22 protein-coding genes are annotated in these 24,658 nt (G+C 28.5%); 6 read left to right on the top strand and 16 right to left on the bottom strand.

Going from position 1 to position 24,658, the window contains the following annotated elements; translation table 11 throughout:
• Positions 1-168 precede the first annotated feature (168 nt).
• Positions 169-1,995 carry a translational GTPase TypA gene (gene typA / locus KHQ81_05390; protein ID QVK19135.1) on the bottom strand — a complete coding sequence of 609 codons (1,827 nt, stop codon included), beginning with the start codon at positions 1,993-1,995 and terminating at the stop codon, positions 169-171.
• Positions 1,996-2,344: 349 nt separating this feature from the next.
• Here typA and KHQ81_05385 point away from each other — a divergent pair, with 349 nt between their 5' ends.
• Complete coding sequence (locus KHQ81_05385) at positions 2,345-3,064, top strand: YebC/PmpR family DNA-binding transcriptional regulator (GenBank protein QVK19134.1); 720 nt, start codon at positions 2,345-2,347, stop codon at positions 3,062-3,064.
• A gap of 46 nt (positions 3,065-3,110) precedes the next feature.
• On the opposite strand, the gene KHQ81_05380 is transcribed toward KHQ81_05385, so the two are convergent.
• The 3 genes from KHQ81_05380 to yjcZ all read right to left on the bottom strand — a co-directional run bounded on the left by KHQ81_05380 (position 3,111) and on the right by yjcZ (position 6,449).
• Positions 3,111-5,135, bottom strand: coding sequence for an oligosaccharide repeat unit polymerase (locus KHQ81_05380; protein ID QVK19133.1), 2,025 nt, complete (start codon positions 5,133-5,135; stop codon positions 3,111-3,113).
• A 201-nt stretch (positions 5,136-5,336) separates the two neighbouring features.
• A complete protein-coding gene (locus tag KHQ81_05375) occupies positions 5,337-6,227 on the bottom strand; it encodes a sulfurtransferase (protein ID QVK19132.1) in 891 nt (296 codons plus the stop codon).
• A gap of 114 nt (positions 6,228-6,341) precedes the next feature.
• A complete protein-coding gene (gene yjcZ, locus KHQ81_05370) occupies positions 6,342-6,449 on the bottom strand; it encodes a sporulation protein YjcZ (protein QVK19131.1) in 108 nt (35 codons plus the stop codon).
• Between the two features lie 173 nt (positions 6,450-6,622).
• Between yjcZ and KHQ81_05365 the strand changes: the two genes are divergently transcribed.
• On the top strand, positions 6,623-8,800 hold the full coding sequence (locus KHQ81_05365; GenBank protein ID QVK19130.1) for a DNA topoisomerase III: 2,178 nt from the start codon (positions 6,623-6,625) through the stop codon (positions 8,798-8,800).
• A gap of 22 nt (positions 8,801-8,822) precedes the next feature.
• On the opposite strand, the gene KHQ81_05360 is transcribed toward KHQ81_05365, so the two are convergent.
• The gene (locus tag KHQ81_05360; GenBank protein ID QVK19129.1) at positions 8,823-9,779 is read right to left on the bottom strand and encodes a YafY family transcriptional regulator; all 957 of its coding nucleotides are present in this window, start codon (positions 9,777-9,779) and stop codon (positions 8,823-8,825) included.
• A 97-nt stretch (positions 9,780-9,876) separates the two neighbouring features.
• Between KHQ81_05360 and KHQ81_05355 the strand changes: the two genes are divergently transcribed.
• On the top strand, positions 9,877-10,818 hold the full coding sequence (locus KHQ81_05355) for a Gfo/Idh/MocA family oxidoreductase (GenBank protein QVK19128.1): 942 nt from the start codon (positions 9,877-9,879) through the stop codon (positions 10,816-10,818).
• On the opposite strand, the gene KHQ81_05350 is transcribed toward KHQ81_05355, so the two are convergent.
• The 7 genes from KHQ81_05350 to KHQ81_05320 form a co-directional block, all read right to left on the bottom strand.
• Positions 10,802-11,275 (bottom strand): superoxide dismutase family protein, encoded by a 474-nt coding sequence (locus tag KHQ81_05350; GenBank protein QVK19127.1) that lies wholly within the window; start codon positions 11,273-11,275, stop codon positions 10,802-10,804. The genes KHQ81_05355 and KHQ81_05350 overlap by 17 nt on opposite strands.
• 149 nt (positions 11,276-11,424) lie before the next feature.
• On the bottom strand, positions 11,425-11,973 hold the full coding sequence (locus KHQ81_05345; protein ID QVK19561.1) for a 2-oxoacid:acceptor oxidoreductase family protein: 549 nt from the start codon (positions 11,971-11,973) through the stop codon (positions 11,425-11,427).
• Positions 11,969-12,727 (bottom strand): 2-oxoglutarate oxidoreductase, encoded by a 759-nt coding sequence (locus KHQ81_05340; GenBank protein ID QVK19126.1) that lies wholly within the window; start codon positions 12,725-12,727, stop codon positions 11,969-11,971. The genes KHQ81_05345 and KHQ81_05340 overlap by 5 nt, the downstream gene beginning before the upstream one ends.
• The gene (locus KHQ81_05335; protein QVK19125.1) at positions 12,727-13,791 is read right to left on the bottom strand and encodes a 3-methyl-2-oxobutanoate dehydrogenase subunit VorB; all 1,065 of its coding nucleotides are present in this window, start codon (positions 13,789-13,791) and stop codon (positions 12,727-12,729) included. The genes KHQ81_05340 and KHQ81_05335 overlap by 1 nt, the downstream gene beginning before the upstream one ends.
• A gap of 20 nt (positions 13,792-13,811) precedes the next feature.
• A complete protein-coding gene (locus tag KHQ81_05330; protein QVK19124.1) occupies positions 13,812-14,027 on the bottom strand; it encodes a 4Fe-4S binding protein in 216 nt (71 codons plus the stop codon).
• A gap of 21 nt (positions 14,028-14,048) precedes the next feature.
• A complete protein-coding gene (locus KHQ81_05325) occupies positions 14,049-14,717 on the bottom strand; it encodes an ATP-binding protein (GenBank protein QVK19123.1) in 669 nt (222 codons plus the stop codon).
• A gap of 14 nt (positions 14,718-14,731) precedes the next feature.
• Positions 14,732-15,793 carry a Glu/Leu/Phe/Val dehydrogenase gene (locus KHQ81_05320; protein QVK19122.1) on the bottom strand — a complete coding sequence of 354 codons (1,062 nt, stop codon included), beginning with the start codon at positions 15,791-15,793 and terminating at the stop codon, positions 14,732-14,734.
• A 292-nt stretch (positions 15,794-16,085) separates the two neighbouring features.
• On the opposite strand from KHQ81_05320, the gene KHQ81_05315 reads away from it, so the two are divergent.
• Positions 16,086-16,382, top strand: a complete 297-nt coding sequence (locus KHQ81_05315; protein QVK19121.1) for a hypothetical protein — start codon at positions 16,086-16,088, stop codon at positions 16,380-16,382.
• Between the two features lie 121 nt (positions 16,383-16,503).
• On the opposite strand, the gene KHQ81_05310 is transcribed toward KHQ81_05315, so the two are convergent.
• From KHQ81_05310 to KHQ81_05300, 3 genes are all read right to left on the bottom strand, one after another.
• Entirely contained in the window at positions 16,504-18,501 is a 1,998-nt protein-coding gene (locus KHQ81_05310; protein QVK19120.1) for a hypothetical protein, read from the bottom strand.
• A 685-nt stretch (positions 18,502-19,186) separates the two neighbouring features.
• The gene (locus KHQ81_05305; protein ID QVK19119.1) at positions 19,187-20,518 is read right to left on the bottom strand and encodes a TldD/PmbA family protein; all 1,332 of its coding nucleotides are present in this window, start codon (positions 20,516-20,518) and stop codon (positions 19,187-19,189) included.
• Entirely contained in the window at positions 20,518-21,909 is a 1,392-nt protein-coding gene (locus tag KHQ81_05300) for a TldD/PmbA family protein (protein QVK19118.1), read from the bottom strand. The genes KHQ81_05305 and KHQ81_05300 overlap by 1 nt, the downstream gene beginning before the upstream one ends.
• A gap of 258 nt (positions 21,910-22,167) precedes the next feature.
• On the opposite strand from KHQ81_05300, the gene KHQ81_05295 reads away from it, so the two are divergent.
• Both KHQ81_05295 and KHQ81_05290 read left to right on the top strand, forming a co-directional pair.
• Positions 22,168-22,614 carry a LytTR family transcriptional regulator DNA-binding domain-containing protein gene (locus KHQ81_05295; GenBank protein ID QVK19117.1) on the top strand — a complete coding sequence of 149 codons (447 nt, stop codon included), beginning with the start codon at positions 22,168-22,170 and terminating at the stop codon, positions 22,612-22,614.
• 9 nt (positions 22,615-22,623) lie between these two features.
• Positions 22,624-23,562, top strand: coding sequence for a DUF4405 domain-containing protein (locus KHQ81_05290; GenBank protein QVK19116.1), 939 nt, complete (start codon positions 22,624-22,626; stop codon positions 23,560-23,562).
• A gap of 17 nt (positions 23,563-23,579) precedes the next feature.
• Here KHQ81_05290 and KHQ81_05285 read toward each other — a convergent pair whose 3' ends face one another.
• Positions 23,580-24,650 carry an alanine/ornithine racemase family PLP-dependent enzyme gene (locus KHQ81_05285; protein ID QVK19115.1) on the bottom strand — a complete coding sequence of 357 codons (1,071 nt, stop codon included), beginning with the start codon at positions 24,648-24,650 and terminating at the stop codon, positions 23,580-23,582.
• Positions 24,651-24,658: the final 8 nt, after the last annotated feature.

Raw genomic sequence — 24,658 nt, 5'->3', positions numbered from 1 at the left:
ATTCCAACGTTTCATTATAACCAAACTATAAAAAAATAATTATTTAGTAATTATATTATATCATAAAAGGAAAATATTAGGAAATAATTTAACAAAAAAACATCATAATTTATATATATAATTTAGATATAGTATACCTTTTCTATACAAGTGGATTTGTAATGTATATTATTGTTCCTCTATGACGACTTTATGACTTCTTTTTCTTTCTAATAAAGTTAAATATTTTTTTCTTAAACGAATATCATCTGGAGTTATTTCAACTAATTCATCATCATTGATAAATTCTAATGCTTCTTCTAATGTAAAGATTTTTGGTGTAGCTAAGCGCATTGATTCATCACTATTTGACGAACGCATATTGGTTAACTTTTTATTTTTACATGGATTAACAGTTAAATCGGTATTTTTATTACATATACCAATTATCATTCCTTCATAAACCTTTATACCTGGGTGAATGATCATTTGACCTCGGTCACTTAAATTATTTAGTGAGTATGTCATCGCATCTCCATTTTCTTGAGATATCATTACACCATTGATTCGTTGTGGAATTTGCCCATTATGTTTATCAAATTTTTCAAATCTTCTTACTAATGTACCTTTACCTCGCGTATCATTAATGAATTCACTACGATAACCTAACAAACCTCTAGTTGAAACTAAAAATACAATTTTAGCATAACCTTTTTCAACATTCATATTTACTAAGTTACCTTTTCGTAAATTTAATTTTGTGATAACAACGCCACTATACTCTTCAGGAACATCACAAACCACACGTTCAATTGGTTCAAGTAATGTATTTCCTGATCGATGCATTATTACTTGTGGCTTAGAAACAGCAAGTTCATATCCTTCTCGTCGCATATTTTCAATAAGTATCGATAAATGAAGTTCGCCTCTTCCTGATACTTTAAATCCTTCAACATCATTAATTGGTTCGACTTTTAAGCCTACATTAACTTCTAATTCTTTTTCTAAGCGACTTTTTATATGTCTTGAAGTTACATACTTACCACTACGACCAGCAAAAGGTGATTTATTAACTAGAAAATTCATCGATAATGTGGGTTCTTCAATATTTATTTTTTCCATTGGAATAACATTATCTTCCTCACAAATTGTTTCACCAATAGAGATATCACTAATTCCTGAAATAACGACAATATCACCACTATACGCAATTGGAACAGGGAGTCTTTTAAGACCTGTGTAGTTAAATACTTGTGATATTTTTCGTTTAACTATTTTACCCTCACTATTGTATACTGAAACAATCTGACCTTCTTTTATTTTCCCTTGATAGATTCTTCCAATCCCTAGTCGTCCAATATATTCATCATATGCTAGTGATGATATTTGAAGTTGTAATGGTTTTTCACTATAATTAGGATAATGATTTACATGGGAAATAATTGTTTCAAATAATGGTGCGATATTTTTATTATCATCTTCCATATCATATTTAACAATGCCATCTCGAGCTATCCCATACAGTATAGGAAAATCAAGTTGTTCATCATTGGCATTTAACTCTACAAATAAGTCAAAAACCATATTAACAACTTCTTCAGCTCTTTCATCCTTCTTATCTATTTTATTAATAAGAAGAATTGGTCGTAATCCTAATGCAAGTGATTTTTCTAATACAAATCGTGTTTGAGGCATCGGACCTTCACTTGAGTCAACTAAAAGAATAACGGTATCGACCGTTTTAATAATCCTTTCTACCTCAGATGAAAAATCAGCATGCCCTGGTGTATCAACAATATTTATTTTATAATCTTTATACATAACAGAACAATTTTTTGAATAAATTGTAATACCTCTTTCTCTTTCTAGGTCATTACTATCCATTACACAATCTACAACTTCTTCATTATCCCTAAAAACACCACTTTGAGAAAGAAAAGCATCTACTAAAGTAGATTTTCCCGCATCTACATGGGCAATTACAGCAATATTGATTATTTTTCTTAATGATTCCATAATTATTACCATCCTTTTTTATAAACACAAAATTAATTGTACAACTTTTTTAATAATAATTCAATATTTTTCTATGTTTAGTTTATCTCTTTATTCTTTATCTAATCTTTTATTATCCTATTATGCAATAAAACTATTTTTATATATGCGTTATATGGTTCTAAACCTATTATTATTAAATCATAAATTTCATATTTTTTAGATAAAAAGTTGAGAAAAATAAGAAAATAGTTTAAAATTAAACTATAAAGGATGGTTTTATTAAAAACTATTAATGATAGTTTTATTAAAACTATTTAAAATAGTTTTAATAAAACTGTTAAAAATAAATAATGAAAGGTTGATATAAATGGGAAGAGCATTTGAAGTCCGCAAAGCAGCTATGGCTAAAACATCTGCAGCGAAAACTAAAGTATATTCTCGTTTTGGAAAAGAAATTTACATAGCAGCAAAAGCAGGGGTTCCAGACCCAGAAATGAATTTAACTTTAAAACACACCATTGAAAAAGCAAAGAAAGCACAAGTTCCAGCTGACATAATTAAAAGAGCGATTGAAAAGGCATCCAGTGGAACAACAGAATCTTATACTTCTGTTCGTTATGAAGGATTTGGACCTGGTCAATCTACTTTCATTGTTGATTGCTTAACCGATAATGTTAATCGTACAGTCAGTGAAGTAAGAAATTGTTTCACGAAAACAAAAAATAAAATGGGTGTTTCAGGTAGTGTTTCATTTATGTATAATAATAATTCAATTGTATCCTTTACAGGTTTAACTGAGGATGAAACATTAGAAGCTTTAATTAATGCAGAAATAGATGCTGATATTGAAGCAGAAGATGATGTGATTACCGTTTATGGTGAACCATCTGATTTATATAAAATTAAAACTTCTTTAGAAGAAGTAAAACCTGAAATTAAAATAGATATTGAAGAAATATCCATGATCCCAATGAATTATATTAAATTAGAAACTAATGATGAAAAAGAGAATTTTAATCGATTAGTTCAGATGCTTAATGAACTTGATGATGTTCAAGAAATTTATCATAATGTAGAATTAGACTAAAAGAATCAAAAAAGAGAAAAATTAATTGTTTTTCTCTTTTTTTTCCTTAATTATTTATCGTCAATGTCTCATGAGTTATGTTTTCATTATCAAAATATTGTTTAATTGATTTAATACTAAAATCAAAAGTGATAGTCCCTGAAAAATCATGATCACCTTCTAGAAAAAGCGATATAATCTTATTATCATTTACAGGAAAATCAACATCATAGTTATCAGTATATAAGATTCGAGATTGCTTATTTAAATATTTAACATTAATTTGATTGGTCAATACTTTAGGTATTTGATCAATTTCTTTATCTAAATATTCAATTAATTCATTATTTTCACTGTTAATATAACTAAGGTTCATACTATGATTTATATCAGCAATATTATCCATATATAAATAAAATCGATCATTATAATAAGAAATATGTTTAGTATTTCTAAGGACTCTGAAGGTAAGTAATTCAACATCTGTACGATGATATCTTTCTTCTTGTGATATTTGTGAAAAAGAATTGTGTAAATAGAAAACTAATTCATCATATACAAATGGATTTATATAGGAAATGAAAAATTTCAATTTCTCAATATTGTTAGATACAATATGTAAAGAAGTCGTTTCATTGGCTATATGATATCCGTAGAGATTATTATGGTTTGACTTTATTGAAATATTTAAATTATCAATCATTAATCTTGTCGTATCAATATAATTATAATTCCTATCGTATTTAGAAAATGTTTCGCTCATAAAATCATAGATATAGACATTATTATCTAAAATAGATAAATGAATATCAATATCATTTATTTCAGTTACTAGTTCAAGATTTTTAACGATATTGAATACTGGTACATAGTTCTTTGATATACGTTTATAATACGTCTGAACAAATATATAAGCATTCTCATAAGCGTATACTTGACCTGGGGATGTATAAAAAACATCATTAACTTTATAACTCGTTTGAATTGCTTCATTTTTAATTTCTGATGGACGAATCATAGATACAATTAATTGCTGGTGATATTTATAATTTTGATTTGATGCAATCGGTGTTGTCCATATAGAAAATTCTTCGTTATTCATATTTAAATTACGGTTAAAACAAATTGAATTTGAATCAAATTGTTCACATTTTAGATTTGCTATATTGATATTATCATATGTATTCAATGATAGTTCGTTTAAGTCATTAATTCTATAAATTGAGTAAAACAATGATACAAAAATAATAAATGAACATAAAAGAAGAATTTTTTTATTAATATAAGGTTTAAATATTTTATCTTGATTTTTGTTTAAAATAATAAGATCACCATTTAAAAATTTACGCATTTTAAATTCAAAAAAACCATAACTCAAAATCGTGTTTAACATAAATAATATAATTAAATATAGTGATATAAAATTAAAATACACATGATTAATCACAAGATAATAAACTAAAATGACATTCATAAATCCGATTAAAAATAAAGAAATAATACCAAATGTACTAAAATAGTAATTTGTTTTATTATTATATTTATTTATCCAATAAAGATATAGTTCATAGATACCTAAAGTAAACAAATATAATATATAAAACCAACCTAATGTTAGAATGGAGATGATTATAAAACTCACTAAATCTAATTCACTATAATTATTAAAATAGACATGATTCTTTTTATAAATATTAAAATAAACATTTTTAATTAAAATTTTATAAGCATAGGTTAGAAAAAGAAAGATAATGACAGAAAGTAGGATAGCATCTAAAAAATGTCCTTTAACAAATGACCATAATTGAAAATTCAATATGTAAAAAAAATCAGTATCATTAATTAATAGTAGTGTAAAAGAAGAAAATAATATAAAAATAAAGTAGGTAACAATTGAAATTATAGATAATTTTTTACAATCTTTGTTAAAAAATAAATCAATATGGCTAACTTCATAATTTACTTTATTCGTTGATAAAAATGAATATTTAAACAAACGATAGTATATTAAGAAAAAGACCCAATTTAAACCTAATGTAAGGATTGTTTGGATAATCAAAGTTGTTAAAGCAAATTTTGATAATTTTTTCATATGTTTCACCTTGTCTTTACTAAATTTTAACACTATCTAGTTACCATATAAGTTATCTTACATCTCTATTATAACAAAAATTATGTATTAATTAAATAAAAATAACCTATACAGTTAAAATACTATATAGATTATGCTAAATATTATTTAATGTTAATTTAAAAGTCTTTTCATAACTTAGTGTAGTAAAAACAAATTTAATTAAAAATGTGAACCTATATAAACCTTCACATTATTATAGCCTAATAATTCATGTAATACAAAGTAAGTAAAGGATGCCCTACTTCCTGTATTACAATAAACATAAATCGCATCTTTGTTAGGCGTAATTCCTTTAGGATGATATAATTTTTGCAGAGCTTCAAATGTCTTAAATATTCCTCCGCTAGTTAAAGAATATTGATAGGGAATATTAATTGCAGAAGGAATGTGTCCTTTATTATACGCTTCTTTTGAGCGAACATCTAATATGATTTCATTTTCATTTTTAATTGCTTCCTTAATATTCTCATTAGTCGCTATCATTTTTTCATTTTTATCACTTGCTAAATAAACAGATTCTCTGGTTGGAATTGAATGAGAAATCGTATGATATCCATCATTTATCCAATGATTCAATCCACCATTTAATATTTTAACAAATTCATGTCCATATATTTTCAATGTCCAAAAAAGACGGGTTACATATGGACTATTACCTATATCATAAAGAATTATCATATCATCATTATTTATCCCAGCTTTACTTAATGTCTGATTAATTTGTCCTTTAGTAGAAATATTATTAGAATTTCCTTTAATAGAAAAAAGGGGGTTATAATTGATAATGATACTATTAGGAATAAGAACACCTGGTTTACTATTTGTTTTGATAAAAATTACTTTTACATCGGAGTTTTCAATAATATTATTTAAATTCCTTGGTGAAATAATACTATTTTGAATTACATAATTATTATTTTGTTCAACTACATCTAATAAATTATCTTTATCATTTTTCCTGAATATATCTTGTTGAAATGATAAAATACCTAAAAAAGAAAGGCATGTAAGTAAAATGATGACAAAAGTTTTAATATATTTATTTTTCAATATAATCCTCCTCGATATTTAGTATCAGAGTCACCCATTCGTTTAATGCCTAACAGTATTAGGAAATTTCATTATTAAAAATAAAAAATACCACAGAGTCTGTGGTATAACATGTTATCCTAAATAGCAAACACAACCAATAATCGCTAAAAGAATAAATAATACTAAGATAATCGCAAAATAATTATCTCCATAAGATGGATAGTATCCTCTATCAGTCATTGTTAATCCCCCTCGTTAATGTTTATTATATCTTATGTTAATAAAGGTAAATTACCCATTACAAACGTTTAGAAATACACTATTTTCAATAAATCTTTAAATTAATTATCGTATTTGGAAAAAAATAAAATTTGTGATATCATAAAGAGAATAGATATGAGAGGAACATTATTATGAGTAAAACATTAGTCTTAGCTGAGAAACCTTCTGTTGCCAGAGATATAGGAAGAGTATTAAAATGTCATAAAAAAGAATATGGATTTATTGAAGGTAATGAATATATTGTAACCTGGGCTTTAGGGCATTTAGTTACCTTAGCAAATCCTGAAAAATACAATATGAAATTTAAATCCTGGCGCTTAGAGGATTTACCGATAATGCCAAAAGAATTAGAGCTTGAAGTCATCCCTAAAACTAGCAAACAATATTCCATTGTTAAAAAACAAATGTATCGTAAAGATGTTCATGAAATTGTCATTGCGACTGATGCTGGTCGTGAGGGTGAACTCGTTGCTCGTTGGATATTAGAAAAAGCAAATGTAAGAAAAAAAATTAAACGGTTATGGATATCTTCAGTAACCGATAAAGCCATTTCTGATGGATTTAAGCAGTTAAAAGATGGTCGCCTATATGAAAATCTATATGCATCTGCCCAATCAAGAGCGTTTGCTGATTGGTATATAGGAATCAATGCAACCCGTGCTTTGACAACTAAATATAATGCACAATTATCTTGTGGTAGAGTACAAACACCAACTCTAGCAATTATCGCAAAACGGGAACAAGAAATACGAAATTTTAAACCCAAAGATTACTATGGTATCACTGCTCTATCTGATCAAATTAAGCTTACTTGGCATGATAAAAAAACAAATGATATTAAATCTTTTAATAAAGGTTTATGCGATCAATTAGTCAACAACTTACGAAATAAAAAGGCAGTAGTAACTGAGGTTCAAAAAAGTTTTAAAAAGCAATACGCGCCTAATTTATATGATTTGACGGAACTACAGCGTGATGCAAATAGAATTTATGGTTTTTCGGCAAAAGAAACATTATCTATTATGCAAAGTTTATATGAACGTCATAAAGCCTTAACCTATCCGAGAACAGATTCAAAGTATTTAACTACAGATATTGTTGGTACTTTAAAAGATCGCATTCAAGCTGTAAAAATTGGTAATTATGTTTCAATTGCGCAAAATTTGTTAAGTAAACCAATTAAATCAAATCGTTCATTTGTAGATAATACTAAAGTATCAGACCATCATGCGATAATCCCTACAGAACAGAGAGTGAGTTTATCTCAATTAAATGATAGAGAATTTAAGATATATGATTTAGTTGTTAAACGCTTCTTAGCTGTATTGTATCCACCTTTTGAGTATGAACAAATTACTATTCATACAAATATTGGAAGTGAATTGTTTACTGCTAAAGGAAAACGAGTTATTTCAAATGGATGGAAAGCAATTTACCAAGCTATTGATGAAGATGAATCAGAAGATCAAGTATTACCTGATATAAATAAAGGTGATACGTTAAACATTAAAACATTAAAACAAACGTCAGGTCAAACTAAACCACCTGCTCCTTTTACTGAAGGTACTTTATTAAAAGCAATGGAAAACCCAGTAAAATATATGGAAAGCAGCAATAAAAATCTTATAAAAACCATTGGGGAAACAGGAGGATTAGGAACCGTTGCCACCCGAGCTGATATTATTGAAAAATTATTCCGTATCTTCTTAATTGAAAAACGAGGTAAGGACATTTATACGACATCTAAAGGAAAACAATTATTAGAGTTAGTCCCTAATAAATTGAAATCTCCTTTATTAACAGCAGAATGGGAAGATAAATTATCTAAAATATCTAAAGGAAACTTAAATAAAAACGAATATATTCATAACATGAAGGATTATGCTATGGCAGTTGTTCAAGAAATTAAAAAAAGTGAACAGAAATTTAAACATGATAACTTAACATCTAAAGAATGTCCAAATTGTGGTAAATTATTACTTGAAGTTAAAGCAAAAGATGCAAAACTCCTTGTATGTCAAGATAGAACCTGCGGATACCGAAAGACAATCTCTAAACTCACCAATGCTAGGTGTCCTATTTGTCATAAAAAATTAGAGTTATATGGTGAAGGTGATAATCAAATATTCATTTGTGGATGTGGCCATAAAGAAAAAATGTCAACATTCAATGAGCGTAAGAAAAAAGAAAAAAATAGTCTTTCTAAAAAAGATGTTTCTAAATATCTTAATAAAATAAACAAAGAAAATGATGTAACGGTTAACTCTAGTTTAGCTGATGCATTAAAGAATTTTCAAGTAAAAAAATAAACTCCTCGTTGAGTTTATTTTTTTATTTATATATAGCTAATATTTTAGTCAATCCAGTTTTAACATGTTCTCTTAAAACAAGTGGTTCTACTATTTCAGCAAAACCTGCGATTTCTAATGCTTCAATACAAGCAAATTCATATTTATATAGATTAACCACTGCAATTATTTTATTATCAATTAATTTAGAATCCAATATCTCTAAATCCTTTAATATAAAATCATGATCTTTGTTAACTTTAACAGTAACAGGATATATTTCTTTAACTCGTTTTTCTTTTTTAAATCTATTTTCACTATTTTTCCAATAAGATTCTAATGAAAAATTATCTGGTATTCTAAATGTTTCAGATAGTGTTTCTATATTAACAATTCTTTCACATTTGAAAGTTCTAATTTCTTTTCTATATTCATCATAGGCAATTAAGTACCAATCGAGTTGTTTAGAAACAATTCCATAGGGTTCAATTATTCTTTTTGACTTATCTCCTTGATATCTTAAATAAGTTATTTTAAGCTTAATCGATTGAATAACTGCTTTTCTGATTAATTCTAAATACTTGATTTTTTTTATTTCACCCCACCATGGTGTTTCATCATAATAAATCCTTTTTTTAACTTTAATAATATCAGATTTAAAATTATCAGGTAGATTAGCTTCAAGTTTAAACAAAGCATTCTGTAGTTTTTGTTTTGTCTCTGTTTCATTGATAGGACGAATACCCATCCCTGTTAAATACAACTGAATGACTTCATCACCATAAAAGTGATTTAAATCAAGAGAATATTGACTAACAAAAGAAATCCCACCATTTTTACCAGTTGTTGTCATTAATGGAATTCCTGCTTGACATAAGGTTTCTATATCCCGATAAATTGTTCTTATGGAAACTTCAAGCGCTGAAGCTATTTCTTTGGCTTTTACAACACCTCTAGATTCAACTAATAAAATAATCGCTATAAGTCTATGTAATCTCATTTAATCACCCTTTCTAAATAATTTTATATTGTTGACACATAGTTGTCAACAATATAATGATACACTTGAACTATCAAATAATGAAAGGAATGATACAATGAAAATAGGTATTTTAGGAACTGGTATTGGTACTTATCATATTGAACTATATCAACTTTTTGATGAAGTAGAAGAAATTAAAATATGCGGAAGAAATGAGGACAAATTACAGGATATTTATAAAAAATATAACGTTCAAACAACAACAAATATTAACGATATTTTAAAAGATGATACAATTGACTTAGTCGACATTTGTTTACCCTCTACACTTCATAAAGATTACATTATAAAAGCACTACAAAACGATAAACATGTCTTTTGTGAGACTCCTCTTACCTCTTCAATGGAAGATATAATCGCTATTAAAGAGGCACAAAATAAATATCAAAAGAATGTTTTTATTAATCTATTCATCAAATTTTCAGAGGCTCATCAAATATTACAGAAAGCTATTAAAAATAATTCATATGGAAAACTAAAGTCCTTATATTTAACAAGAAAAACCCCTGCCATATGGGGGGATTTAGGTTTAAATCATATCGCAACACAATTAATGCTTCATGAAGTAGATTTTATTACAGAATGTTTAGGATTACCTACTAAAATAAAGGCAAGAGGTTTTTCATCAAAAGAAGAGACTGCCTACGTTTTGGCAGAATTAGAATACAATCAATTAGTTGTCGAATTAAAAGGCATCTCAATGATGCCAGACTATTACCCATTTTTAGTTAGTTTTGAAGCTGTTTTTGAAAACGGTGTTCTTGAATATTCTGATAAGGATACTATATCCGGAGAAGAAATGTCATTAATTGAATATACTAATAATCATAAAAAAGAAATTGAATTATCAAGTGATACCTCGTTTGAAAAAACATTTCAATATGTGATAGAAAATTACAATAAAATAGGTAATCATAAACTCAGCGTTGATGATGCTAGTAAAACATTAAATATTACCTTAGCCATACAAAAACAATTAATTAAAACATCGGTTTAATAATACCACATGCAATTCTTTTTCCAGCATTACCAGCAGGTTGACTTTGATAATCATCAGGATTTTCATGAATGATGATTGATTTACTTATAATTTGATCTACTGTAAATTTATTCGTAAAAAAGGACATATAAGCTACCCCATTATTAGAAAATAGAACGGGAAAATCTCCAGGATGGTTACCATGTGGTTGATTTGTAGGATTCCAATGTTCTCCTGCAGCTAAGAAAGGTGAAGACTCTTCTCCTTCTGTACAATCTTCATATTCATGAATGTGAAAACCATGTGGACCAATCTGTGGATTGCCTGGTTTATAATCAGGAAGTCCAGAAATATAGACATAAACCATCACTCCTTCAGGGACATCTTCAAAATAAACTTCTCCATATATATTTGGATACTGTTTTCCCCCTTTCACTTTCGAAACTGCAACATTAGGTAAAAATTGATTTTCCATATCTCACCTCTTTTTTATATTATATATTAGTGTATGACAATAGCCTACAATTTGACAAACATCTTGATAATGCTTTTTAAGTAAATCATATTCTTTTAATGAAATATAAAAAAACTACCGACAAAGAGAATTTGTCGATAGCATATAATTTACTCATAATGTTCTATGATATATTGTTTACCAGCTTCAATCGCTTGATCATTAATTTCAATTAAATGAGCTTTAGCATCACCAAAGGATTTCTTTAAGATTTTCAAAATAACTTCTTTATCAAATAATTTAGTTAATTGTAAATAAGCCCCAATCATAATCATATTTGCAACTCTACCATTACCTAATTGAACAGCCATATCATTTACTGGAATATAATAAGCATTAATATCCGTTCTATCAATATTTCTTTCCACTAAAGAAGAATTAATTAATATTCTTCCACCTGGTTTAACTTTTGATTCAAATTTATCTAATGATGGGTTGTTCATTATAAAAATAGTATCTGGTTGTGATATTACAGGTGAATTAACTTTTGATTCAGATATTGTCACAGAACAATTTGCTGTTCCTCCACGTGTTTCAGGTCCATATGAAGGATACCATAATGTATTTAGATTTTTTTCATTTGCTGAATAAGCTAATAGTTGCCCCATTAACATTACACCTTGACCACCAAATCCAGCACAAATCACTTTTTCATTAATCATTTTTACCATCCTCCTCTGGAGTTCTAAAGTTTCCAAGTGGATAATAAGGTATCATATTTTCTTTTGCCCAATTTAATGCATCTTGTGGTGTTTTACCCCAGTTTACTGGACAAGTTGAGATAAGCTCTACTAATGAGAAACCTTTCCCTTCTACTTGTACTTCAAATGCTTTTTTGATTGCTTTTTTAGCTTTTCTTACATGGGCTGGGTCATGTACAGATACTCTTTCAATAAAGGAAGCACCTGGAATAGTCGCTAATAACTCTGACATTTTAATTGGTTTACCTGCATGTTTTTCTTCACGTCCATATGGTGATGTTGTGGTTTTTTGTCCGATTAAAGTTGTTGGAGCCATTTGACCACCAGTCATCCCATATATCGCATTATTAACAAATATAACCGTTATGTTCTCTGAACGATGCGCAGCATGGATAATTTCAGCTGTACCAATTGATGCTAAATCTCCATCACCTTGATATGAAAATACGATATTATCAGGTCTAACACGCTTAATTCCTGTTGCAACTGCAGGAGCTCGTCCATGAGCTGCTTGTTGCATATCACAGTTGAAAAACTCATAGTTCATTACTGAACACCCAACAGGTGATATCCCAATTGTTTTATCTATAATACCTAATTCTTCAATTACTTCAGCAACTAAACGATGGATAATTCCATGTGTACATCCAGGGCAATATGAGAATTCTTTTTTTGATAATCCTTCTGATCTTTTAAAAACAACTTTTCCCATTATTTCAACCCCCTTAGCATGTCTTTAACAGCTTGTACGATTTCTTCTGGTTCTGGTACCATTCCACCAGTTCTTCCAAAGAATCCAACTGGTAATTTACCATCATTCGCTATTTTAACATCATCAACCATCTGTCCTGTACTTAATTCACAGGTTAAAATGCCTTTTACAGAATCAGGAAGTTCATTAAAAGCTTTTTCTGGGAATGGCCAAATTGAAATAGGTCTTAATAAACCAACTTTAATGCCTTCGTTGTTTAATATTTCTAAAGCACTTCGTACGATTCTTGACATAGTTCCATAAGCAACGATTACTAATTCTGGATTATCCATATTTACAAATTCGTAACGTTGTTCGTTTTCTTTGATTAATTTATATTTTTTATCTAATTTAAAACTATGATTCTCTAAATCTTGGGCATCTAAGAATAATGAATTTACGTTTACAGGTGGACGTTTTCCATCAGTTCCTGTTGTTGCCCATGTTTTTTCTGGTAGGTCTTTTTTTGAAATCTCAACATCTAAATCTACTGGTTCCATCATTTGTCCAATTAAACCATCAACAGCAATCATTACAGGATTTCTATATAAATCAGCTAAATCAAAAGATTCTTTAATTATATTAACGGTTTCTTGTAAATTCTCAGGAGCAAAGGCTAATACATAATAGTCTCCATTTCCTCCACCACGTGTTACTTGTTTATAATCTGCTTGTGAAGGTTGAATACCACCAAGACCTGGACCACCTCTCATAACATTAATGATTACTGCTGGTAATTCTGCTCCAGCTATATATGAAATACCTTCTTGTTTTAAGGCTATCCCAGGAGATGATGAAGAAGTCATTACTCGTGCTCCTGCTCCACTCGCTCCATAAACCATATTAATTGCGGCAACTTCAGATTCTGCTTGAAGAAATACTCCTCCATATTTATGCATATGTCTTGCTAAATATTCAGGTAATTCGCTTTGAGGTGTAATTGGATATCCAAAAAAGGCTCTACATCCACCTTTAATGGCCGCTAGTGCCATCGCTTCATTACCTTTCATCATAACTTTAGCCATGTTTATCTCTCCTTTCTAATTTATAATTTTTCAACAGTGATGACTACATCTGGACACATAAGCGCACAGCTAGCACATCCTATACATTTTTCTGGTGTATGAATTCTCATCGGTTGATACCCTTTTTTATTAACTACATTAGCATCAAGTTCTAACAAATTAAAAGGACAAGCTTCAATACATAAACCGCATCCTTTACACTTATCAATATCAACAATGATTCTTCCTTTTGCCATTTATTCTTACCTCCTTTTGATTTACAACCAATCATTACGAAGTGAAAGATTTAAAATAAATCTTTCACCACTTACATCATTAGGTAATTGTTTAATTAATTTTTCTAAAGCTGATACATATAAAATAGGAACTTGAGTTATCTCACTAACCTCTTTTAATATTTTATCAGAATAAATAATATCATCGACCGATGTTTGTCTTAAGAAATTACTATTATTGATATATCCTTTAATTGGTAAACCAATTTCATTTTCTAATTGATTTTTCATTTTAATAATCGCTTCTACATTGCTTGTCTCAGGACGATATACATTTATTACCATATATATTTCAAAATCACGCTCTATAATCTCATTATAAAACTGTTTGAGTACACGAACGCCAACCTCATCTCCCCCACAATCTAAGATCAGATTGTTCTTATTATGAACAATTTGTCCTTTAATTGCAGGTGATAGATAAGGCATGTCTAAGCCTTTTACAGAGTTTAATGTATCAGAAACAACTGCTATCCCTAAATTCATTAGGGATAGCCTTGCTTCACGCGATCTAAAATAAGGATTAACAATATCTAAGTCTGCCAAACAAACTTCCTTTTTATTTTTTTTTAATTTTTTCGCAAAATTAACTGAAAATTCAGATTTTCCACTACCATAATGTCCAACTATGATGTATAATTTTTTATTCATTTTCACCAAATTCTTTATCTTTTAATATAGTTACTTCTTACATTCTTCATTGTATTAATGCGATTTTCTGCCATTCTATCAGCTGCTTTTGCTGTAGTGATGCCTTCTTCTTTAGAAATTTTATAAACTTCTAATAAACGATCATAGATCTTTTGTGTTTTATTTAAAGCTTCATTTCTATCATATCCTAAAATTTCTTGATATACATTAATAACTCCACCAGCATTAATTACATAATCAGGAGCATATAAGATACCTTTTTCTTCTAAGATATCTGCATGACGTTCTTCTTTTAAAACGTTGTTTGCAGCACCAGCAATTACTTTGCATTTAAATTGAGGAATTGTATCGTCATTAACAGTTGCACCTAATGCACAAGGAGCATAAACATCACATTCAACACTATAAATTTCTTCAGGTGCTACTACTGTTACATTAAAATCTTTTTTAACATTATCAATGTTAGCTTGTTTAATATCACAAATAGTGATTTCTGCACCTTCTTCAGAAAGATGTTTCACTAAATAATATCCAACATGTCCAACACCTTGAACAGCAATTTTTAATCCTTTTAATGAATCACTTCCAAATTTCTCTTTACAAGTTGCTTTAATTCCACAATAAACACCGTAAGCTGTAAATGGAGACGGGTCACCAGAAGTTTTTCTTAATCCAGTAACATAATCAGTTTCCATCATAACATAATCCATATCATCAACATTAGTATTAACATCTTCAGCCGTAATATATCTTCCATTTAATGATTGAACATATCTACCAAATGCACGCCAATATGCTTCAGATTTTACTTTACTAGCATCACCAATTAAAACCGTTTTACCTCCACCAAGATTTAATCCGGCAGCAGCATTTTTATAACTCATTCCACGAGCTAATCTTAAAACGTCAGTAACTGCATCTTCTTCTGTAGCATAATTCCATAGTCTAGTACCACCCAAAGCAGGACCTAATGTTGTATTATGGATACAAGTAATCCCTTTTAATCCTGTCTCTTTGTCATAAAAATAAACTAATTGTTCATAACCATATTTTGACATGTAGTCGAACTTATTCATAAGTAGTTCCTCCCTATTAATTTCTATATGATTATTCATTAACTTGTTACAATAAGTTAGTAGTTAATCATATATTTCTATTACAAAATAGATTATAACACTTTTTTCATAAAAAAGAAAGCGTTTTCTTACACAGTTTTTGATAAATTTTGCATGAGTATGTGTTTTATTTCACAAATAGTTTCAAAAAAAATGATGAATCTAACCTTATTAATTGTATGTGCCTAATCAAAGCAATGATAAACATCATACTTTAATATGTAATCATCAAAAATAAAGGGAGTTAGGGGAAATGTATTATACTGAAATGGACTATCCTATGTTTACACAAGATGATCAACAAACTAATGATCATAGATTTTTACCTTTAGCACTAGGGTTAGGTTTTGGTTTTGGTAGACCATATGGAAGACCATACGGAAGACCTTATGGGTACGGTTATGGTAGACCATATGGAAGACCATACGGAAGACCTTATGGGTACGGTTATGGTAGACCATACTATCCTAGACGATATTATTGGTATGGATATGGTAGACCTTATGGATATGGAAGACCATATGGGTACGGTTATAGCTATGCAGGGTAATTATCATTTATAAGTTAAAATATGATAAGTGTGGAAAATCCACACTTTTTCATTTTACATAATAACAATATATAAAGGCTTATATAGTTAAACTATATAAGCCTTAAGCCTTTTCATTTCATTATTTTTTGAAGACTATATCATATTCAAATGGTATTGAATCTGTTTCTAAATAGTCAGCGACATGCCATGTAATCATATAATTATTTCCTTGTTTAAACAATTGTCTTAATTGTAAAGCATCTTCATCATTAATATCAAATGGGTTAACACTAACAATTTTGTAAACTGTTTTTCCATTAGGTAAAACTCTTTCATTTACAAAAACAGCTTGATAATAATCATGATTTTGATTTAATAAATTTCTCATGTCAACAAATCCATCCGTAGATGAACAATCATTAAAGTAATTTATTTCAGGTATCGTAATATTATCGATAAACCAACCTTTTGGATATTCAGTTGATTCTCCAGTAACGTAAATGTCAGAAACATATCTAAATCCTATTAACACATTATTTCCAGTATATGGAGTTAGATTGATTTCACTAATTGTATAAAATAGACCTGTATAAGCAGCTAAAGTTTCCCAAGACTCTCCACCATCTAAAGAGATTTCAACATATCCATAATCATAATCTAATTCAATATTGGCAAACTGATCAAATTGTAAAGTTGCACTTGATACCTCAGTTAAATCTACTTCAAATATGTGATATCTATCTAGATTATTATCAATTCGTCCAATAGAGAACATTTTCTCACCTGGAATGAAAGGATTATCTTCTACAACCCAGTCAACAAAATCTCCACCAGAAAAGTTAATGGTCCATATCTTTTTAGTAGCATCTATTATTTCATAATTTCCACCCCAAGCAGGTAATCCTTCTTTATTATTTGCTTGAGCTGATTGTACATCAACTTTTATGTCGATACTATCAAAATTATATATACCATTCCCTGGATTATTACTATCTACTAAAACAGCGATAGAAAATCTTCTAAATAATTCTTGAAAATCAATTCCTGTATCAAATTCATTTAACATTTTATTTAAACTATATATTCCATGATCCGTATCTTTTGCTAAAGCTTGTATGAACTCTTTTCCAAAGTGGTCATATAAGTATAACTGTAATAAATAGGCTTGACCATAATCTGCTAAGACTTCATCCGAATAGTAATCATTCCAGATTACTAGTGAATTTTCCGGATATTTTAAGAAATAATTTACATGAGTCCAATCATGTCCGTAACCACATAAATATTGAGCAAAATCAGACATTCCTTCATTTAACCATGTATCTTCACCTAAATCATTATCTGCGTGAATTAAATGTTGATATTCATGAGCTAGAGTACCAAAAATAGAATATTGATACTCTGCCCAATCTGGATTATCATTAGGCATTAATGCAAACCATGCATAACTATCAATTGTGACAACGTTTCTATCGTAGTAATATTCTAATGCTCCCCAATAATAACCGGCTGTATATACGTTTACATTAGCATAATAAGATTCATCTTTAATATTATCTACTAAAATAATATTTTTTCCATTATCTGCATAATAACCTTCAGGTACAAACCCCCAGTCCTCTAAAACTGAATTTGTTCCATCATGATAATCTTCATGACCAAAAAATGCAGTATCCGTAGGATAAATATTGTTTTCAAATTCATCTCTTAGCATATCAACTTGGGCTTGTGTTACAATATCTGCAGGTCTATCATAACCATATCCTAAGTTATTTGCTACCCATACTTCTACATTTTCACCGACACTTCTTAAGGTGAATTTAATAAAATTTCCCTCAAGATCTAAATAGTATTTACTACCACCATTAAAAGTAAAATATTCTTCATTATCTGCAATTGTCAATGTAGTTCCTGCATTAAAATCAATATTAGATGCAGTTTCAGCAATCTTTTCTAAAGATTTTTCGTAAAATAATGGATTACTTTCTTCTTCCCTTAATTTTAATCCAATATCTAATTTTCTTTTTTCTGGATTAAAATCATAAGTCTGTGCATCAACTTCATTAAAAGTCATCGTAACAACAAAAGCGAATGTTAATGTTAGAATTAACATAAATGTTGTTATCAATTTTTTCATGTATAAACCTCCCTTTAATTTATTTGTACTACCAATTTAATTATAGGAGGTTGAATGATAAAATATAGAAGAAAGTTGTCGACTATAGAAAATCATTTTTTTTTGATAAATTAAATATATTTTTCGGGAAATAAATTAACTATATAAAGAATAATAAAAAAACAAGTAATTCTACAATATTTTAGCAAATCTTAAGAAAATAAATATCTAATTTACTACTATTTGATTTTAGTAAAAGTTAGAAACATAAAATAAAACGATTCTAACTATTATTTCTACACAAAACATAACTTAAAAAAAAATAAGAACTAATCCAATTAGTTTAACCTAAAACCTTTTTAATTTTCTTTTCAATGGATATTTATATAACATTGATTTAAATCATAATTTAAATGATTATCATCTTAAACAGTATTCTTCTGTATATATTTCACTTACCTTCATTGATTCAAATACAAATCAATCAGTATCATCTAGAACAGATTTTATCTCTAATTATGAAATAACATTAACAAAATATTAAACAACAATGTTATAACTAACCATAGTCATATACTTTTAAAAACGAAGTAGATAAGATAGTTATAATACAATAGATATAATAAAAAATGCTTCCTAATATTTTAGAAAGCATTTTTTTTATTTGTTAACTATTATCTTATTATTATAATTGGATATACTGTTCTTATTTTCCTGAAACTTGTAAACCACTAATTTTTACAGATGGTGATCCAATTTGTTCAGCTGTAAAAATTAAATCATCTCCAACAAATTCAACTTGGTTTAACATATCAAGGAAATTACCTGCTACAACAATCAAAGATACCGGACGAGTAATTTTTTTATTTTCAATTAAAAATCCTGATGATTGCAAACTAAAGTCACCTGATACAGCGTTAACTCCTGCATGAAGACCTGCTACTTCAGTAATTAATAAACCTCTATCGATTGATTTAATCATTTCATTGATACTTGTTGTTCCTTTTTTTATGTATAAATTATTGCTTTGAACACTGACAGGTGCATTAAGCCCAGCTTTAAATCCATTACCTGTTGATTTGGTATTAAGTGCATGTGCTGTTTTTAAATTATGAAGAAAGGTATTTAATACACCATTTGATATGATTTCTTTTCTATAACAACTCACACCTTCATCGTCAAAAGCATTTTGAGAATAAGATTCAGTTGATAATGGATCATCAATTAGAGTAATCTTATCACTGACTATTTTATCACCAAGTTTATCTTTTAACAATGTTAATTTCCTTAAAACTGAATCTCCTGAAAACATAGGTTCATATGCTTGTAAGATATCTGCAAACACTTTGTTTTCAAAGATGATTGGATACTTATCTGATTGAACTGGTGATGAATTTAGTAAAGCAACTGCTCGATCAACGATATTATTTGCTAGTTCTTCAATATTAATTTTATTAAAATCATTCGTGATAATATAGTCACCAAATGATTTTACATCATCATTATCTTTGGCTACAGCTGAAGCATAAACAAAACAATAAGCTTCAGATTTAATTAAATGAAGACCTTTTGAATTTTGAATCATTGTGTCAATTTTTGTTTCATTATACATACAATAACCAACACTTGTTATACGAGGATCTTTCTTTTTAATCGCATCTTCAAGTTTTTGTAACCTCTCAATTTTTACTTGAGGATCAATAGATAAAAACGATGCATCAGCTGGTTTTACTTCTGGATAAGAATTTGAGCCTTCAAAAATAATACTCTCTTCTTCACTGGTTAATACCCCTGCATTATCTATTAATTTTTGAATAATAAAATCTATATTGTCATCACTTAAATTTTCACAACTAACATACCCCATTTGATTATTATATAATCCTCTAACGGCAATACCTTTTGTATTATTAATCACAAATTTATCAACTTTTCGATTAAACAAATTAATATTCAACCCTTGTTTATGTTGAGAATAAATTTCAATTTCTGTAATATTGGCTTCTTTAGCTTTTTTAATTAACAAGTCAAAATTCATTATTTTTTACCTCCTCTTCCACCAACAGTCATGCTTGACAACCTAATAGTAGGTTGTCCTACATTCGCTGGGATTGTTCCACTCGAAGACCCACACATACCATGTCCAGATGACAAATTATTTCCTACCATATCGATTTTCTTTAAAACGTCAGCACCGTTTCCAACTAAGGTTGCCCCGCGAACTGGACGTGTGATTTTACCATCCTCAATCATATAACCTTCATTAACGGTAAAATTAAATTCACCAGTCGCTGTATTAACAGAGCCTCCGCCCATCTCTTTAGCAAAAAAACCATATTTAGTATTAGCAATAATTTCATCAAATGTTGACTCACCATTAACGAAGAAGGTATTGGTCATACGAGACGTTGGTGAATAACGATAGGATTGACGACGTGCTGAAGCGGTAATATCACAGTTCATCTTTCTAGCGTTTCGTTTATCTACTAAATAACTTTTTAAAATTCCATTTTCAATTAAAACATTTCTTCTTGTTTCAGTTCCTTCATCATCTATATTTAAAGAACCCCAAGCATTAGTAATCGTTCCATCATCAACTGCTGTGACAATATCACTTGCGATTTTTTGACCTAATTTACCTGAAAAAACTGAGATTCCTTTAGCAACTGATGTCGCTTCTAAAGCATGACCACAAGCTTCATGTAAGATTACCCCACCAAAAGCATTATGAATCACAACTGGTAACATTTGTCCTTCCATCTCATCAGCTGTCAACATCTTAACAGCACTTTCAGCAACTTTTTTAGCGAATGATTTTAAATCAGTATTTTCGAAAATCTCAAATCCTTGGTTTCTACCAATTGAATCAGAAGCACTTTGCATTACACCATCTTTACTAGCGATAACACGAAGTGATAGCCGGATATTGGTTCTTGAATCACTGATCATTTTACCTTCTGTGTTTATAATTGTCACTTTTTGATTATGTTCCCATATAGAAACGATGACTTGACTGATATCTTCATGATAACTATTAGCAGCCTCATAGACATCTCTCATATATTTTACTTTTTCATCATTTGTAGTTTCCAAAGGTTTTTTTAATACATTATGTTTATTATCTAATTTTTCTTCTACTAAATCAAAATCTATATCTATCTTTTTATTATTATAAGATTTAGCTAAAGATTCTGCTAAATTCGTTAATCCATCGAAACTTGTATCATTTGTGTATCCATAAACCTCAGATTCTTGATGTAAGATACGGATACCTGCTCCATAAATTTGACTGGTATTTGATTTACTAATCTCTCCACTACTTAATTCTAAGTCGTTATGAATGGTATTCTCTAAATAGATTTCTGCAAAGTCACCACCAGTTTCTAAACAAACTTGTAGCACTTTTTTTGCATCTTGTTTACTTATCATCCTAACACTCCTTTTTTTCATGCTATAATAAGTATACACTTTTTTCCATCTTAACTCAATATTTACACTATAAAAATTCTCTTCAGTTTTACATTTTATACCCTAACCTCTTTCATAATAAAATTAGAATTTATAATATATATGTTATAATAAACATGTTTAGTTTTGCAACTTATGATGATTATCTTGTATGTTAGGATAAATAGATTTATTTCTTATATTAATTAAAATATAATAAGATTTAGAGGACGGTGGAAAATGAAAGTTAAAGTTATCTGTAAAAAAGAAAAATACAGTTTATATGTAGAAATGCTTGAAAAAGGCGGGTTTACTGTTAGTGATGAAGCTAATCTTATTCTTAAAGAACATAACTTTAAAACAGACTCAATTGTAGGTAAATATAATAATCGTTACGAAATCATTCATTATTCAGATATTATCTATGTTGAAAGTTTTGGGCATGACATTAATCTGCATACACTGGATAAAATATATTCTATTAAAGAAAAACTTTATGAAATTGAAGGCATTTATCAAGAAAAAGGATTCATAAGGATTAATAAATCTTGTGTGGTAAACAAACACCAGATCAAAGAAATAAGACCAAGATTTAATACAAAATTAGAACTATTAATGAATAATAAACAAAAACTTGAAGTAACTCGAAGTTACTATCATCAATTTAAAGAATTTATTGGATTTTAGGAGGCTTTTATGGCAAGTATTTATTTCTTATTAATAATTGTTTTTACTATTATTGTTTTTGCTTTTTTATTATATAACTATTTATATAAACGTCAAATAAATAATTCCTTACATGGAAAATCGAATTCACTTGGTTTTATGGAACCAATTCATTTTATTTTTTCTATCCTCTTTATTGTACTAATTATATTTGGTATCACTACTCAATCAAAAATTAACAACTTACAAAATACATTACATAATAATCAAAATAAATTAAATTCGATTAGTCAAAGTATAAGTAATATGTATTATGATTTAGAACAGAAATATAATGATTTAGTAAATCAAAATCAATGGATTACTGATTCATCTTATAAAAGATTAGATTTTACAGAAGATAAACAACAGATTAATGTAAGAATAAATTTTACAATTAAAGAATTAAATCCAAATTCACAACTTTATTTACTAGCTACCAATGACCAAGATGAAAGTACATGGCAAAAAATAGAACTTACTCAACAAGGATATTTAACATTTAACAAAACCATTCAACTAGATCTTGATAAAAACTACACAATTCATCTTTTATCTGAAACACCAACTGAAAGCAAACAAGAGAAAATATTTACGATAGATAATAAAGATTTTTACATCCACAGAGTTAAAGAAGACGCTAGAATAGAAGATGGTAAATTACATTTTAATCTATCAATTCGTCATCAAGGAAATCCTAACTTTAAAATTGAAACTGTAAAAATTAGAATATTAGAGCCATTTAATGATGAAAATGAAACTGTTATTGACTATACTGATCAAGTAACAAAAACAAGTGATTCTGAATATCAATTTATAAGTGGTGTATATACCTTAGATAATTCAAAAGAGTATTATATAACATTTATACTTATAGATGGCTATGGGATTAAGTTAACCACTGATGGTGAATTCATAGCAAATAGATAAAATGAAAAAGCATGAGATTATTCATGCTTTTTTACATATACTTTATTTACGTATGGAGAAGTCATGAGTTGAAGTAGTCCACCATAATTCACTCTAAAGGAAATGCTCTCCCCTATTTTATAATTTCCTTTAGTAACATCAACGAGTAGATGATCACTACTAGCTCCTAAAAAATTAATTTTATCATCTATTGGTCTTATATTAGATGGATAAATATCTTGTTTACCAATAGCTAATATAGCCCGTTTCATTAACCCAACATCCTCATACTGAACTTGTTCACCAAACGCATCGACTCCTCTCTCCCCAATAGGAAACGATGGTTTTTCTTTTAATTCAATTATTTCAGCTTTTAAGGTAAATACATCTTGAAAACAAGGTTTAATATTTTCTTCATAAGCTGTTTCCCGACCTAAAAAAATAGCTTCACCAATCCGTAAATTATTAATTCCTTTTGGTAATTTGTTTTTAAAAATCAAATGTAAACTTGAAGAATTTCCCCCAGAAATAATATCAAGTTTAATCTGAAATTGATTTTCAATGTCATTTTTTATCTTAACTAATGTCGATAAATTTTCTTCAGTAGGTATTACTGCTCCATAACAAGTTAAATTCGTACCAATTCCAATTATCTGAATGTTTTTAAGGTTTAAGATACTCTTAACAAGTTCTAAATAATTATCTTCAAACCAAATTCCTTCTCGCAAATCACCTAAATCAAACATTAGGATGATTTGATGAATTTTATTTTTTTTATTTGCTTCCTTATCTAAAAGTTTAATGATTTCTAATTCAGAATTTAAAGAAATATCCGTGTATTTAACAACTGCTTCTACTTCACTTTTCATCGGTAGTCTTAGCAAAACTTTTGGTAATTGATAATGCTGTAATAACTTTAAATTTTCTATTCTTGAATCAGCTATATGTGTAATTCCAGAAGAAATTACGGTATCTAAGACTTTTATATCACCAGCTAACACTTTAGTCACCCCAAAAATTGAAGTGATACCATTAGCGCGACAGATATTAACCATCGTTTTAGTATTATGTGCTAATTTATCAAGATTGATTTTAATTTGAGGGTACACTCTATCAC

The sequence above is a fragment of the Mycoplasmatota bacterium genome (assembly GCA_018394295.1).
Classification (GTDB): domain Bacteria; phylum Bacillota_I; class Bacilli_A; order Haloplasmatales; family Haloplasmataceae; genus JAENYC01.
This window is presented reverse-complemented; position numbering and strand designations above follow the sequence as displayed.

Coding starts and splice junctions, on each gene's coding strand:
- KHQ81_05385 (QVK19134.1), top strand. CDS start 2,345: ATGGGAAGAGCATTTGAAGTCCGCAAAGCAGCTATGGCTAAAACATCT.
- KHQ81_05360 (QVK19129.1), bottom strand. CDS start 9,779: ATGAGATTACATAGACTTATAGCGATTATTTTATTAGTTGAATCTAGA.
- KHQ81_05310 (QVK19120.1), bottom strand. CDS start 18,501: ATGAAAAAATTGATAACAACATTTATGTTAATTCTAACATTAACATTC.
- KHQ81_05300 (QVK19118.1), bottom strand. CDS start 21,909: ATGATAAGTAAACAAGATGCAAAAAAAGTGCTACAAGTTTGTTTAGAA.
- KHQ81_05290 (QVK19116.1), top strand. CDS start 22,624: ATGGCAAGTATTTATTTCTTATTAATAATTGTTTTTACTATTATTGTT.
- KHQ81_05305 (QVK19119.1), bottom strand. CDS start 20,518: ATGAATTTTGACTTGTTAATTAAAAAAGCTAAAGAAGCCAATATTACA.
- KHQ81_05315 (QVK19121.1), top strand. CDS start 16,086: ATGTATTATACTGAAATGGACTATCCTATGTTTACACAAGATGATCAA.
- KHQ81_05325 (QVK19123.1), bottom strand. CDS start 14,717: ATGAATAAAAAATTATACATCATAGTTGGACATTATGGTAGTGGAAAA.
- yjcZ (QVK19131.1), bottom strand. CDS start 6,449: ATGACTGATAGAGGATACTATCCATCTTATGGAGATAATTATTTTGCG.
- KHQ81_05380 (QVK19133.1), bottom strand. CDS start 5,135: ATGAAAAAATTATCAAAATTTGCTTTAACAACTTTGATTATCCAAACA.
- KHQ81_05355 (QVK19128.1), top strand. CDS start 9,877: ATGAAAATAGGTATTTTAGGAACTGGTATTGGTACTTATCATATTGAA.
- KHQ81_05330 (QVK19124.1), bottom strand. CDS start 14,027: ATGGCAAAAGGAAGAATCATTGTTGATATTGATAAGTGTAAAGGATGC.
- KHQ81_05335 (QVK19125.1), bottom strand. CDS start 13,791: ATGGCTAAAGTTATGATGAAAGGTAATGAAGCGATGGCACTAGCGGCC.
- typA (QVK19135.1), bottom strand. CDS start 1,995: ATGGAATCATTAAGAAAAATAATCAATATTGCTGTAATTGCCCATGTA.
- KHQ81_05340 (QVK19126.1), bottom strand. CDS start 12,727: ATGGGAAAAGTTGTTTTTAAAAGATCAGAAGGATTATCAAAAAAAGAA.
- KHQ81_05320 (QVK19122.1), bottom strand. CDS start 15,793: ATGAATAAGTTCGACTACATGTCAAAATATGGTTATGAACAATTAGTT.
- KHQ81_05295 (QVK19117.1), top strand. CDS start 22,168: ATGAAAGTTAAAGTTATCTGTAAAAAAGAAAAATACAGTTTATATGTA.
- KHQ81_05365 (QVK19130.1), top strand. CDS start 6,623: ATGAGTAAAACATTAGTCTTAGCTGAGAAACCTTCTGTTGCCAGAGAT.
- KHQ81_05350 (QVK19127.1), bottom strand. CDS start 11,275: ATGGAAAATCAATTTTTACCTAATGTTGCAGTTTCGAAAGTGAAAGGG.